This is a genomic window from Terriglobus aquaticus (assembly GCF_025685415.1).
In the GTDB taxonomy this organism is placed as follows: Bacteria; Acidobacteriota; Terriglobia; order Terriglobales; family Acidobacteriaceae; genus Terriglobus; species Terriglobus aquaticus.
In genome coordinates this window covers 3,062,710-3,076,066 of the sequence record NZ_JAGSYB010000001.1, presented here as the reverse complement: position 1 = coordinate 3,076,066, position 13,357 = coordinate 3,062,710, and the positions used below count along the sequence as shown (strand labels likewise).

10 protein-coding genes are annotated in these 13,357 nt (G+C 63.9%); 7 read left to right on the top strand and 3 right to left on the bottom strand.

Going from position 1 to position 13,357, the window contains the following annotated elements; all coding sequences use genetic code 11:
• Positions 1-243 precede the first annotated feature (243 nt).
• From OHL12_RS12775 to OHL12_RS12760, 4 genes are all read left to right on the top strand, one after another.
• Entirely contained in the window at positions 244-819 is a 576-nt protein-coding gene (locus OHL12_RS12775; protein WP_263414202.1) for a sigma-70 family RNA polymerase sigma factor, read from the top strand.
• 73 nt (positions 820-892) lie between these two features.
• Complete coding sequence (locus OHL12_RS12770; protein ID WP_263414201.1) at positions 893-1,309, top strand: secondary thiamine-phosphate synthase enzyme YjbQ; 417 nt, start codon at positions 893-895, stop codon at positions 1,307-1,309.
• A gap of 75 nt (positions 1,310-1,384) precedes the next feature.
• On the top strand, positions 1,385-2,440 hold the full coding sequence (locus tag OHL12_RS12765) for an acyltransferase family protein (RefSeq protein WP_263414200.1): 1,056 nt from the start codon (positions 1,385-1,387) through the stop codon (positions 2,438-2,440).
• 214 nt (positions 2,441-2,654) lie between these two features.
• Positions 2,655-3,905, top strand: a complete 1,251-nt coding sequence (locus tag OHL12_RS12760; RefSeq protein ID WP_263414199.1) for an amidohydrolase family protein — start codon at positions 2,655-2,657, stop codon at positions 3,903-3,905.
• Between the two features lie 83 nt (positions 3,906-3,988).
• Here OHL12_RS12760 and dnaN read toward each other — a convergent pair whose 3' ends face one another.
• Positions 3,989-5,191, bottom strand: a complete 1,203-nt coding sequence (gene dnaN / locus OHL12_RS12755) for a DNA polymerase III subunit beta (protein ID WP_263414198.1) — start codon at positions 5,189-5,191, stop codon at positions 3,989-3,991.
• A 775-nt stretch (positions 5,192-5,966) separates the two neighbouring features.
• Here dnaN and OHL12_RS12750 point away from each other — a divergent pair.
• From OHL12_RS12750 to OHL12_RS12740, 3 genes are all read left to right on the top strand, one after another.
• Positions 5,967-7,247, top strand: coding sequence for a sensor histidine kinase (locus OHL12_RS12750; RefSeq protein WP_263414197.1), 1,281 nt, complete (start codon positions 5,967-5,969; stop codon positions 7,245-7,247).
• Positions 7,244-7,855, top strand: coding sequence for a response regulator transcription factor (locus OHL12_RS12745; RefSeq protein ID WP_263414196.1), 612 nt, complete (start codon positions 7,244-7,246; stop codon positions 7,853-7,855). Before OHL12_RS12750 ends, OHL12_RS12745 begins: the two co-directional genes overlap by 4 nt.
• Positions 7,856-8,017: 162 nt before the next feature.
• A complete protein-coding gene (locus tag OHL12_RS12740) occupies positions 8,018-9,148 on the top strand; it encodes a carboxypeptidase-like regulatory domain-containing protein (protein WP_263414195.1) in 1,131 nt (376 codons plus the stop codon).
• A gap of 145 nt (positions 9,149-9,293) precedes the next feature.
• On the opposite strand, the gene OHL12_RS12735 is transcribed toward OHL12_RS12740, so the two are convergent.
• Entirely contained in the window at positions 9,294-12,131 is a 2,838-nt protein-coding gene (locus OHL12_RS12735; protein WP_263414194.1) for a protease pro-enzyme activation domain-containing protein, read from the bottom strand.
• A gap of 225 nt (positions 12,132-12,356) precedes the next feature.
• Positions 12,357-13,220: an acetyl-CoA carboxylase, carboxyltransferase subunit beta gene (accD, locus tag OHL12_RS12730; RefSeq protein WP_263414193.1), complete on the bottom strand. Its 864-nt coding sequence runs from the start codon at positions 13,218-13,220 to the stop codon at positions 12,357-12,359.
• Positions 13,221-13,357: the final 137 nt, after the last annotated feature.

The window sequence follows — 13,357 nt, the reverse complement described above, 5'->3', positions numbered from 1 at the left end:
GTATTTTGCCAGAGGGTGTAATACGGGGGCAGTTGGTGCGTTCTAACAGGTAGACGCTCATCGGCGTCCCAAGGAGGAGAAGAGCCATGAAGTGCAACTGTCCCTGCGGAGCGAACTGCCAGTGTGTGGATTGCCCCTGCGAGAAACACGACTAGTGCTGCTGAACAGAGGGCGGGCGTGGATCCGGTCCATGCCTGCCCTTTGTAATTCCCTGTCTGAAGCCCTCTCTGGTTGCTGTTCTGAATGCCCTTCGTTATGCCTGTTGATTCGTTAGAGCATCTGCTGAGCCGGCGCGCGCTGTTTCTGGCGTTCGTTCGGCGCCGTGTGCCGGATGCCGCGGCTGCGGAAGACATTCTGCAGAGCTGCTACGTGCGCGCGCTGGAGCATCGCGACGAGTTCGACTCGGGTGAGTCTGCGGTGGCCTGGTTCTATCGCCTGCTGCGCAATGCCGTGATCGACAACTACCGTCGAGCGCAGTCGCAGAGCAAGGCGCTGACCGCGTGGGGGCGCGAGATGGAGGGAGCGGCACAGCCCTCCCCAGAGATGCAGAGGGATGTGTGTGCCTGCCTTTCCAGCGTGGTCGACGACCTGAAGCCGGAGTACGCCGACGCGATCCGGCAGGTGGACCTGAACGAGCAGAAGGTGCAGGATTTCGCGGAGCAGCGCAACCTCACCGCTTCCAACGCGGGCGTACGCGTTCACCGGGCCCGGGCTGCATTGCGCAAGCAGTTGCTTCGCACTTGCGGCAGTTGTGCCGAGCACGGCTGCCTGGATTGCGTGTGCCGCAAGGCGCACCCCGGTGCAGCAGGCTGTTCCTGACAAGCGCGGCAACTCCGGCTGCACGGTGAGCTTGTTTTAGCCTGAGGCAGTACAAGGGCGGCTGGAGGGTGATGTGAAGCAGGCAGTGCACAAGGTTGAGGTGGCGACGCGGGGGCAGGGTTTGTATGAGATGACGTCGCAGGTGGCGCAGTGGGTACGGCAGCAGGAGATGGAGACGGGGCTGTTGACTGTGTTCTGCCGGCACACGTCGGCGTCGCTCTTGATCCAGGAGAATGCGGATCCAACGGTCCGCGTGGACCTGAAGAACTACTTCTCACGCATCGCTCCGGAGAACGGGCCGTACCAGCACGATAGCGAGGGACCGGATGACATGCCGGCGCACCTGAAGACGGCGCTCACCTCGGTGCAGTTGTCGATCCCGCTGGTGGGCGGTCGGCTTGCGCTGGGAACGTGGCAGGGAATTTACCTGTTCGAACACCGTGACCGGCCGCACCGGCGCGAGATCGTGCTGCACCTGATCGGCGAGTAATGGCTGCCCGGCTTCCGCGTCGCCTGGGCTGAAGCGGTTGGCCGCATAAGCGACACCGATGTGAAACGATCCAGCATGGTCACAAAGACGAAGCAGCACTTTCTGGCGCTGGATGGATTGCGTGGCGTAGCAGCGCTGGCGGTGGTCGTCTTTCACTTCATGGAGATGGCGATCTACAACTACAACGTGCTCTGGATCGGGCACGGCTGGCTTGCGGTCGACTTCTTCTTTTGCCTGTCCGGGTTCGTGATCGGCTACGCGTACGACGACCGGATCCGGCAGATGGGACTCAAGAAGTTTCTGGAGGTGCGGCTGATCCGGCTGCACCCGATGGTGGTGTTCGGGTCGGTGCTGGGATTGCTGACGCTGCTATGGGATCCGAATCGCACGAGCGCGCTCGCCTACAGCGCAGGCAAGGTTGCGACAATGTTTGTCACGTCGGTGCTGCTGATTCCGTACCCGGTGATGCACGAGCGCGGATACAGCCTGTTCAGCCTGAACTCGCCGGCCTGGTCGCTGTTCTGGGAGTATGTGGCGAACGTGGTGTATGGGATCGTGCTGTTCCGGTTGCGGCGATCCTGGTTGATCGTGGCCACCGTCGCCGCTGCGATTGTGTTGTGCGGTGTGGGGCATAACGCCGGCAATCTGTGGGCCGGGTTCAACGGCAAGACGTTCTGGACGGGCGGCGCTCGCGTCAGCTTCTCGTTTCTGGCGGGGCTGCTGGTGTACCGGTCCAGGTGGATCGTTCGCAGCAGGCTCGGCTTTGGTTCGCTGTCGGTATTGCTTGTGCTGGCGTTTGTGATGCCGTATGCAACGGGCGGATGGCTGCGCGAAGCGGCAGTGATTCTCGTGTACTTTCCGTTGCTGGTGGCGCTGGGTGCAGGGGCGACTCTGGGACCGCGGGCAGAGAAGCTTTGTAAGTTTGCGGGTAACATCTCTTACCCGCTGTACATGACTCACTATGCGGTCATCTGGAGCTTTGGCGATTTCTACTCAAGCCACAAGCCGGATGCGGCGCACCTGGCAGCAATCGTGGTTGCGGGTACGTTGCTGCTCACTGCATTTGCGTATCTGGTGATGGTTCTGTACGACAAGCCGGTGCGGGCGTATCTGCGATCGAAGTTTGTATGAGGCGCAGGAAAATTAGTATGCGTGGGCTTGGGGATGTTAGACGAGGGCTATACTCGCGTCCATGATCCAGGCGCTCAGTCTACGCGGATGCTGGGCGCTTCGCTGCGCTCTCAACCTGGCACTTTGGATCACACCGCTCTCCGTTTTTAGCCAGGAAGCCAGGGCTCCCTTTGCTCCGCCTCAGGCAGGAGCCGTTCTGTTCCGGAACGCCACTTTGATCGACGGCGACGGAACACCTCCACGGGCGAACATGGACGTCCTCGTTGAGGGTGAGCGCATCGTCAGGGTTTTTCCGGATGTAGATCTCGATCCGCACCTGCTTTCGACGGCCAAGGTTGTGCCGCTTGCCGGACGGTTTGTCATCCCGGGTTTGATCGATGCTCACGTGCATCTCGCCACACCGCCGAATCGTCGCCAGGCTGAGGCCGTGCTGCGGCGTGATTTGTACGGCGGTGTCACCGCGGTAAGGGACATGGCCGATGACCTGCGGGCTGTTGGAGACCTTGCGCGCGCCAGTCTGGTGGGCGAGATCCCCGCCCCGGATATCTATTACGCAGCGCTCATGGCGGGACCGGATTTCTTCACGGACAAGCGGACTATTCAGGTATCCGCAGGCGGGCAGCCCGGGCGAGTTCCGTGGATGCAGGCGATCACCGCCACGACCGACCTACCGCTGGCAGTGGCAGAGGCGCGCGGCACGTATGCCAATGCCATCAAGCTCTACGGCGACCTCACCCCTGAACTGGCCGCCCGGATCACTGCGGAGGCGCACCGCCAAGGATTGCAGGTTTGGGCGCACGCAACGTTGTACCCAGCGAGGCCGTCCGAGGTCGTTGCTGCCGGCGTGGATGCCATCTCGCATGCTTGCCTGCTTGTGCGCGAGCCTGAGACGCATAGCCTTCGCTGGACCGATCCTCATCCGCCTCCAAACTTCGCAGCCTTTCGCGAGGGCAAAAATCCCGCTCTCGCTGCGTTGTTCACGGAGATGAAGCGGCGCGGCACGGTTCTGGATGCCACAGTTTGGGCGTACAGCCCTGACGCGGATGATTCCGGCACATCACCGCCTTTGCCACCGAGCACCTGCAACGATGTTCTGGGTGGAGCCATCACTGGCCAGGCTTATCGGGCAGGTGTGCTTATCGACGCCGGTACGGATAACGTCAGCCCCGCCAGCGACCCATGGCCGGATCTCTTCCACGAGCTTTCCGAACTCAAAGACAAGGCAGACATGCCACCGGCAGCGGTTCTGCAGTCGGCAACATCCATCGCCGCCCGCGCCACCGGACAGTCCGATCAGATGGGCAGCATCGCTCCTGGCAAGCTCGCCAACATGGTGGTCCTGTCTCGCGATCCGCTGCTCGATCTGGACAATCTCAAGTCCGTCGTGATCACCGTAAAGCGTGGTCGCGTCTTTGAACGCAGCGCCTATGTGCCGCTGCAGCAAGGCGATATCACCGATCACTGACCACCCTTGTTCGATTGGCGGTTCCGGCAAAGCGAAAGCGGTGGCTTGTGGCCACCGCTTCTGTGTTGGTGCTGAGGTGCGGGTCAGATGCGCATGGGCATGAGGATGTAGCGATACTTCTGGTCTTCGTTGCCGTCTTCGGGGCGCATCTGGCCAGCCGACTGCGAGTCCTTGAACTCGAGTCGGACTTCCGGGGTGTTGCCGACGGCCTTGAGGAAGTCGATGAGGTAGCTGGAGTTGAAGCCGACCATGAGCGGGTCGTAGTTGTAGGGTGTCTCGATGATGTCCTCAGATTCGCCGGAGTCGGTGGACTGCGAGGAGATGCGGAGCTCGTTCTGTTCGAGGCGAATCTTGATCGCGCCGGAGCGCTCGTCGGCGAACTGCGCGACGCGCTGCAGGGCACCCATCAGGTCCTCGGTGCGGACGATGACGAACTTGTTGTTGTCGCGCGGCAGAACGGCTTCGTAGTTGGGGAACTGGCCGGTCAGCTTGCGGCTGGTCAGAACGCGGCCGCCCATGCGGAAGAAGAGCGTGGTGTCGTCGTCGGCGAACTCGAGGAAGTCGGCGGACTCGTCGGCCGCGGTGGTGTTGGCCAGCAGCGAGGAGAGCTCGCCGAGGGCCTTGCGCGGGATGAGGGTCTTCTTCTCGCCGGTCACGCCGGAGAGCGACTCGCCCAGGCGCTCGATGTGCGCCAGGCGATGGCCGTCGGTGGCGACCATGGCCATGGACTCGGGCTTGAGCACGAGCAAGGCGCCGTTGAGGGTGTAGCGCGACTCCTCCGACGAGATGGCGAAGATGGTCTTCGCGACCATGCTGCGCAGGGCGCTGGCAGCGATCTTGGTCGCGCCCACGGCCGGGAACTCCGGCACCTGCGGGAAGTTGGCGCGGGCCATGCCGACCATCTTGGTGTTGGAGCGGCCGCTGCGGATCTGGACCCAGTGGTTGTCCTGCAGCTTGATGGATATTTCGCCTTCGGGCAAGAGGCGGATGTAGTCGTACAGCTTGCGCGCGGGAACGGTGCAGGCGCCGGGCTTCTTAACCTTGGCCGGGCAACTGGTGCGCAGGCTCTGGTCGAGGTCGGTCGCGGTGATGGTGAGGCGGTCGTCCGAGGCCTCAAACAGGAAATTCGACAGGATCGGGATGGTGGTCTTGCGCTCGACGACGGACTGGGCCGCGGTGAGCTCGCGCAGGAGATCGGCGCGGGAGACGGTGATGTCGAGAGGGCCGACGGGCGGCTGCGCGGAGCTGCTGGTGTCCTCAGCGGGCGACGTGGCAAAGGTGGACATGGTGCGGATCTCCCGTTTGGTGCGGCTGTGCGGGTGCCGGATGACCCCGCTGCGCTGTGGCGTGTGAGCAAGGGTAACACTGCGCCGACGCGGTTGGAACGCCGCTCTACCAGCTTCATGGTAGCCGGTCCCAGGGGTGGGGAAAACGGTACGCGTGCAGTGGAGAACCGGACTCTGGCGGAGATCGCAAAGTTGCCATTGGCAAGCCACGACTTCCGGCCTTCGCGAGGATGGTTTCTAAGATCAGGAACTCTTCAGAGAGATATGTCTCGTAGTCGTCATCGTTGTTGCCGGAAATGTGGAAAGTCGTCGCAAGTGACAGCAGCACGGCTGGTTGCGATCCTGTCGCGATTTCTAAATCCGGTGCAGCTCCGTGTGAACCCTGTGTGTCCTCGGCCGGCCCGGTGCGGCGGAGTCCCAGAGGATGCACGGTTTCCACAGGGCTTTCGCGTTCGCCGGAAGGAACGGTGCGGCTTTGCGTGGGGAAACAGGTCCGAACCCTCATTTCGAGCAGCCTGCCGTGTCCAGCGGAATGCACAGGCTCCGTCGGTGGGCTGAGTAAAAGCCGGGTGTTCCGCAACGTCCACAGGTGACGCCAGCCTGTGGACGTTGTGGGCCGGAACTGGATGCAAGGAAGCCCGCAACAGGCCGGCCTGAAACTCGTCGGCCGGGCCGAATGACAGATGTCATGTGCGGGCAGTGAGACATCGGCCTTTCCGCCCGAAGGCCGCCGGTCGCACAATGGGTAGCAATGGAGCCCGCCCGGGTAGAGACGATGGATACGGCCGAATCCCAGAACCGCACGGCCGCGCAGCGCCCGCATCCGGCAGTGCAGGCGGACTCGCAACGGCGCACCGGAGCCAAAGAGGCAGGGTCCGGCACGGAGTTCTGGAAGAATTCGTCGGGCTCGGCGCGGATGATGCGGTATGTCTCGCTGCTGTACACGGGCTTCTGGGTGATCCAGCCGATCTACGAGCACTCCTGGGACAAGTGGCTCTCCTTCGGCATCACCTACGCCGCGTTCCTGGCGCTGTACTTTGCCATTCCGAATACGCACGGGCGATTCCAACGCATTCTGCTGGCGCAGATGTTTATGCTCGCCTTTGGCTACTACCCGTTCAACCAGAGTGCGTGTGGCGTCTTTGTTTACCCCATCGTCATCCTGGCGTTTGTCACGGGCAGCATGCGCACCTATGTGTCCATCCTGACCGCGCAATCCATCGGCATCCTGATCGAGGCCTATGTCTTCCACCTGCAGTGGTGGACCGCTGCGATGGCGATCTTCTTCTCGCTCGTGGTCGGCTTCAGCAACTTCGCCTATACCAAGCAGGAGCGGGCGTCGTGGCAGTTGCGCAAGGCGAACGACGAGATTGAGCACCTGGCGCAGGTGGCCGAGCGGGAACGGATCGCCCGCGACCTGCACGACCTCCTGGGCCATACGCTGACGTTGATCGCGATGAAGAGCGAGTTGGCGAACCGCTTGCTGCCGATCGACCTGCCACGTGCGGCGCAGGAGATGCAGGAGGTAGAACAGACCGCGCGCAAGGCGCTGGCCGAGGTGCGCGAGGCGGTGACGGGCTATCGCAGCGAAGGCATTGCAGCCGAGGTGCAGCGCGCCCGGCGGGCGCTGGTGGCCGCGGGTGTGCAACTGACCGTGAGCATGGAGCCGCTCGAACTGGCTCCGGCCGAGGCCAACGTGCTGTGCCTGGCGCTGCGCGAAGGCGTGACCAACATTGTGCGGCACGCGCATGCCAGCTCGGCGATGCTGCGGGTGGAGATCGACGGCAAATCGCTTCGAATGCGGCTGCAAGACGATGGCGTGGGCTGCGGGAATTGTGAGGGCAATGGGCTGCGGGGGATGCGTGAGCGGGTACAGCAGGCGGGTGGGTCGGTCGAGGTAAGCCCGGCGCGGGATGGCAAGGGCACTGCCTTAGAGCTGCGTCTGCCTGTCCGTCAAACCGCAGCGGTGAATCCGGCGCTGGCGGCGGAGCATGCAACGGTGCCGAAGCGCGTGCTGGATGGGGTGATGGGACAGATTGAGGAGCCGGCGCGATGAGCAAGATCAAGGTGTTGCTGGCGGAAGACCAGGGCATGGTGCGCGGTGCGCTGGCGGCGCTGCTGGGCATTGAGCCGGACATTGAGGTGATCGGCTCCGTGAGCAACGGGCAGGAGGCGTTTCGCGCGATGGCCACGCTGCGGCCAGACGTGGTGGTGACCGACATCGAGATGCCGGAGATGACCGGGCTGGAGCTGGCAGCGCGGGTGCGGGAGCTGTACCCCGACACGCGGGTGGTGATCGTGACCACGTTCGCGCGGCCAGGGTATCTGCGCCGTGCGCTGGATGCGGGCGCCTCAGGCTACCTCCTGAAAGACCGGCCGAGCGCGGAGCTTGCGGACGCGGTGCGGCGGGTGCATCGCGGCCTGCGCGTGGTGGACCCGGATCTGGCGGCAGAGATATGGAACGCGGAGCCTGACCCGCTGAGCGACCGCGAGCGCGAAATCCTGCGACGGGCGGGCGATGGGGAGGCGACGGCGGAGCTGGCGAGGTCGCTGCGCCTGAGTGAGGGCACGGTGCGGAACTATCTGTCGGAGGCGATCAGCAAGCTGGGTGCGGCCAACCGGATTGAGGCGGCGCGCATGGCTCGCGCGAAGGGCTGGCTGTAAGCAGCGGCTGCGGCTTCGGGCGAGCAGGCAGGCGTGGTTCGCTAGAGCTGGACTGCCTAGTTGCTGTTCTGCGCCAGCTTGCATCCAAGTTCGTAACACGGTGAAAGTTATTGGTAGCCCGGAAACTTTCGGCGACGGTATTCGTCGGTGAGAGCACGGGTCATGAGCGACAGTTTGCAGCGGCGCGAGCCGGGACGATCTCCATCGACGGCAGCGGCGCTGGCATGCGCGGCTGCAGGCGGGCTGCTGGTGTGCGCTGCGGCGTCTGGTCAGGTGCAGACGACAGCAGTAATTGATTCGGGCCCGTCCGCGCTGCCGGCAGCGCCGGATCAGGTGTCGCAAACCGTTCCGTTGTGCACGCTTGAGGGCAAGGTGAAGGGTTCCGACGGCGGCATCGTGCCGGGAGCTTCGCTGACGCTGCTGAATGAAGGCAAGGTGCGGGAACGCACAGCCACTAGCGACGCCGACGGCGATTACCTGATGGACAACGTGCCGTGCGGGCAGTTTGTGCTGAGCGTGACCATGCCCGGGTTTTCGCCGCTCGCCGTGGGTGGCGAGATGCTGGACAATGGCGAAGTCCTGCAAAAGGATGTGACCCTCAAGATCGCCGGGACGAACGAGTCGGTGAACGTGGTGGCGACGCAGGCGGAGATCGCGCAGGCACAGGTCTCTTTGCAGGAGCACCAGCGCATGGCGGGCGTGTTTCCGAACTTCTTCGTCAGCTACCAGTGGACGGCGGTGCCGCTGAAACCGCGGCAGAAATTCCAGTTGGCGGCACACACGGCCGTCGACCCCGCGAACTTTGTGCTGGCTGGCCTGATCGCGGGCGTCCAGCAGGCCAACAACAGCCTGCCCGGATATGGGCAGGGCGCGGCCGGGTACGGCAGCCGGTTCGGCGCGAATGTGGGCAACGTGGTCACGGGAACGTTCCTGGGCGGAGCGATTCTGCCCACGATTTTTCGGCAGGACCCGCGGTACTTCTATCGTGGAACGGGATCGACGCGGTCGCGGCTCTGGTACGCGGTAAGCCGGGCGTTTGTGACGCGGGGCGATAACGGGCACCAGCAGGTGAACTTTTCCGGCATGCTGGGCGACCTGGGGTCGGGTGCGATCAGTAATCTGTACGCCGTCGGAAAGGATCGGCAGGGCGCCAGCTTGACCCTGGAGAACGGGTTTCTGGCAATCGCGGGCGACTGCGTGAACAACACGCTGCAGGAGTTCGTTCTGCGTAAGCTGACGACGAAGACACGCGGCCGCCGCGGACAGGCGACGGATGGAACCAACGCGCCGTAGCAAGAGAGGCTTCAGCGACCTGCGAGCTGTGTGGCGTCTTCGACTCGAACGTTGATCTGATGCCTCCCAGACGCACAGAAAGGCCCCGCATAGCGCGGGGCCTTTGTTGATGCGATTCCGAAAAGCGGCTCGTGAACTCGCGGCTTTACTGAATCACGAGAGTCACGTTGACGGTCGCGGACGGGCTGTTGTTGACGTAGTCCGAGGCGGAGAAGACGACGTTGTAGGTTCCCTTGGGAGCACTGACGGTGCCGCTACCGCCAGTGGTCGTGGTGGAGAGGGGAGCGGATCCGGAACCGCAGCCAGACAGGCCGAAGGTGCCGGCCATGGCAGCCAGCGCGAGCAGACCGGTCATCCAGGCGCGTTTGCGGCGGAGGAATGCCGAGCCGAGGAGGCCGGTGAAGCTAACCGCGAGCAGTGGCAGGTTATGAGTTCCGGACAGTGGGGAGGTCTTGCGGGCTGCGGCGATAGCTTTGCGCGTGTCGCCGAAGACCTTAATCACGTTCGCACCCGAGCAATCTACGGAGCTAAAGGAGTATGTGATCGTCGTGGACACGCTCGCGTTGGCAGCGATACCGACATCGCCCTGGCCGATGAAGCAGCCGACCGTGGGAAGGTTGGAACCACTGGCGGCAACGGGCTGGTTGATGCCCACGATGCCGCTGTAGCCGTTGATGGAGGTGAGATTGAGCGTCCAGGTGCCGGAGTGAGCGGTGCTGCTGTTGATGGTCACCGTGGTCGGGGTCGCCGCCAGCGTGAGTCCGCCGTTGGTTGTGGAGACCGAAAGCGTAGTGGAAGCCGTGGCGCCGCTGAAGTTGGTGTCGCCCGCATAGGTGGCGTTGATGGTGTGTGTTCCAGTGGCGTAAGTGCCGGTGAATGTCACCGTAGCCAAACCAGGAGTTCCGGTGGCGCCACCGACGGGGATGCTGCCCAGGGCGACTGTCTGTGGGCTGCCACCATCCAGCGAAACCGTGACACTGCCAGTGGGCACGGTGGTTGAGGTGTTGCTGCTGGCGCGAACGGCTACAGTGATGCTCGTTGTATTCGCCGTGGTGACGGTCAGCGCCAGCGTGGGGGTACGGCCTGTGACGGCGAGCGTGGTGTTGAAGTTGCCGCTGAAGGCACCCAGATCCAGCGAACCCAGGCCGGAGGCAAGGTCGTAGCCTGCCGCGGCGCTGTAACCCAGCGTGCCGTTGACACAGCCCAGGGTGCCGGTCGCGCAAGGATCGTTGTTGTTGCCGCTGGTGATGTCGTGGAAGACGGACGGAGTGGTGCCGAACAGGCTGTACAGCAAGGGATTCAGGTTGCCCATGCCGGTGGTGTTGTTGTTGGCGCTGAGAATCATCGCCAAGGCACCGGCAAATGCCGGGGTGGGAAGCGACGTGCCACCGACCCGGCCGATGCCGAAGGCGGTGGAGGTGCAGGCACCCGTCGAGCTGCCGCTGACGAAGCTGCTGTCGCTGGTGCAGATCAGGTAGGCATCGTGCTCGGAAGCCGTAAAGCTGACGTCAGGGATGTCACGCGCGCCGTCGCTCGGGACGCCGTTGGCGACCTGCCAGTTGGGCTTGCCGAAGACGCGGCTGGCACCGCCGCCGCCGGCCGAGAGCGGGTCGGATGAGTTCTCGTTCCAGACGGATTCCGGGATGTAGCCGATGGCGGAGCCGTACTGGCCGTTGTTGGAGCCGCTCCAGTACGTGCTGCCGTTCGTGGTGTCGTTGAACTGGGTACCGCCGACGGCGGTGACGTAGGGCGAACTGGCTGGGTAGCTGACCTGCAGGCCGTCGTAGGCGGTGGTCACGCCCACGTCCTCGCAACCTGCTGCGCCGGTGTCGCCGGCTGAGACGAGGATCGTCTGGCCCTGGGCGTTTGCCTGGCGAAACGCAGCCTCCTGCCCCACCAGGGCCGCAAGCGAGTTCTCCGTTTCGCAACCGCCGTAGCTGTAGGTAAGGATGGGCGCGAGATTGTTGGTGATGGCGTAGTTCAGGGCGGTGGTGACGTCGGCGTTTGTCGCGCTGCCGGCGTACACGAAGGTAACGGATGCACCCGGTGCTACGCCGCTGGCGTATTCAAGGTCGGCTTCCGATTCCGTCTCGTCACCCTGGTAGGCGGTGGAGACGCCGGTATTGGGAACCAGAACCACGGTGGGCGCCTTGGGCGTCTGACCGGTGAGCTGCTGGAAGTAGGTGAGCTGGTTCAGGTCCACGGCGGACTGCCCGAGCACGGCGATTTTGATGCCGTTCCCGGTGTAGCCGGAGTTGAACAGGCCGTTGGCGTTGTAGATCTGTCGGAAATCCCACGGCGTGACGTAGTGGCTGCCGGTGGCGGAGGTGTTGTTCGGCCGCTGCCCGGCGAGGCTGCCGGAGTTCGCGGAAACTACACGGTGCAACGCGGGGCGCAGCCGGTAGCTGGACAGGCCGGTGATGGCGGACACGACGTTCTGCAGGGCAGAGGGGATTTGGGGCGCGGTGCCGTTCTCAAAGAACTGCTGGTCGCCGCGGCGGAAGGTGTCCAGCTCCGTGTGGAAGGCAGCTTCGACCGTGGCGGCCGAACCGGAGAAGGTGATGCGATTGCGGCTGGGCGCTACTTCTGTGATCTGGAAGCCCTGGTTGGTCAGCCAGTTTTGCAGCACCTGCAGGTCCGCGTCGGAGACGCCGAATTGGGCACCGAACTGCGCGGGCGTGAGCCACTGGTGATAGCGCGGCGCAGCCGGGTTCTGCTGATCGGCGAGTAACTGGTCCAGCGCGGCGCTCTGTGCGGCTGACGGGGCGAGGACGAGCGATATGGACGCGAGTTGAGTATCGCCATTGAGGTGGCCGAGGCGGGTGCTGGCTTTGACGCGGGGCGAAACGCCCTGCGGCAGCTCTTGCGGTGCGGTGGCTGCCGCGGTCCGGCTGAGGCGGTTGGGCACGGCCGCGTGAAGGAGTGGGCCAGCGCTCAATGCGGTTAGCAGAAGGGCGGAGGCGCTACGGAAAGACGTCTTCATAGATGTCGCTGTCCCTGAAACAAAAGAATGCAAAATGGCCGAGCAGTATGACGGGTTAGACCCACGGCGGCGGGTTTGGTTGCGCCTGCAACCGGCCCCTGTGAGCCATGCCAACGATAGGTGCCCATTTCGGGCGTGTGCGCAAACGAGGTTACGCCGTATGGACTGAGATGGGTACAAAGATGCCTACAGGCTGGCGTGGTTCGGCGTTCCGGAACGGGACGGCTAAGACTTCGCCGGGGTGCCGAGCCAGGTGAGCGCCTGGTCGAGCCAGGGCTTCAGGTCGCGGCGGGGAACGACGGCGTCCAGAAAGCCGTGCTGCAGCAGGAACTCCGAGCGCTGGAAGCCCTCGGGGAGTTTCTGGCGGATGGTCTGCTCGATGACGCGCGGCCCGGCAAAGCCGATGAGGGCGCCGGGTTCGGCGATGTTCAGATCGCCCAGCATGGCGAACGAGGCGGTGACGCCACCGGTGGTGGGGTCGGTCATCAGGCTGATGTAGGGGACGCGGGCATCAGCGAGGCGGCCCAGCGCGGCCGATACCTTGGCGAGCTGCATGAGCGAGGCAATGCCCTCCATCATGCGGGCTCCGCCGGAGGCCGAGACGATGATGAGCGGGTGACGGGACTCGCGGGCGCGGTCCACGGCGCGAGCGATGGTCTCACCGACCACGGCGCCCATCGATCCGCCGATAAAGCCGTATTCCATGGCGGAGATCACAACGTCGTGCTCGCCCAGCTTGCCGATCGCGTTAACGATGGCGTCGTTCAGGCCGGTCTTCTTTTGCGCTTCGGCCAGGCGGCGCTTGTAGGGCTTCAGGTCGCAGAAGTCGAGCGGATCAGTGGAGCGGAGTTCGAGGTCGACGAGCTGGTAGCCGGGCTCCAGTAGGGCAGCGATACGGCTGCGGGCGTCCAGCTTGAAGTGGTAAGCGCAGTAGGGGCAGGTCTGCTGCGTCTCGTCGAGCTGCGCGCGAAAGATGGCTTTGCCACAGGAGGGGCACTTGACCCAAAGGCCTTCAGTGCGGACGGAACGCTCGTCAGTGGTGTGCGAATCGGGCGCGATGGGGCTGCTTTGCCGCTTGAACCAGCTCATATGGAATCCGGCTTAGTGTAACGGGAAAGCCGCAGGGCCGCGAATTGGAAGGGTAGCGAAGAGATCAGCGGAGACGCCGAGGGAGTAACCTGACCTGGGTACTTCGGGGTTGCTCGCCTGTTACAGTGGTGACGCAA

Bases quoted from the DNA above. Each gene is read 5' to 3' on its own strand.
- OHL12_RS12740 (WP_263414195.1), top strand. From the start codon at position 8,018: ATGAGCGACAGTTTGCAGCGGCGCGAGCCGGGACGATCTCCATCGACG.
- dnaN (WP_263414198.1), bottom strand. From the start codon at position 5,191: ATGTCCACCTTTGCCACGTCGCCCGCTGAGGACACCAGCAGCTCCGCG.
- OHL12_RS12735 (WP_263414194.1), bottom strand. From the start codon at position 12,131: ATGAAGACGTCTTTCCGTAGCGCCTCCGCCCTTCTGCTAACCGCATTG.
- OHL12_RS12750 (WP_263414197.1), top strand. From the start codon at position 5,967: ATGGATACGGCCGAATCCCAGAACCGCACGGCCGCGCAGCGCCCGCAT.
- accD (WP_263414193.1), bottom strand. From the start codon at position 13,220: ATGAGCTGGTTCAAGCGGCAAAGCAGCCCCATCGCGCCCGATTCGCAC.
- OHL12_RS12745 (WP_263414196.1), top strand. From the start codon at position 7,244: ATGAGCAAGATCAAGGTGTTGCTGGCGGAAGACCAGGGCATGGTGCGC.
- OHL12_RS12775 (WP_263414202.1), top strand. From the start codon at position 244: ATGCCCTTCGTTATGCCTGTTGATTCGTTAGAGCATCTGCTGAGCCGG.
- OHL12_RS12765 (WP_263414200.1), top strand. From the start codon at position 1,385: ATGGTCACAAAGACGAAGCAGCACTTTCTGGCGCTGGATGGATTGCGT.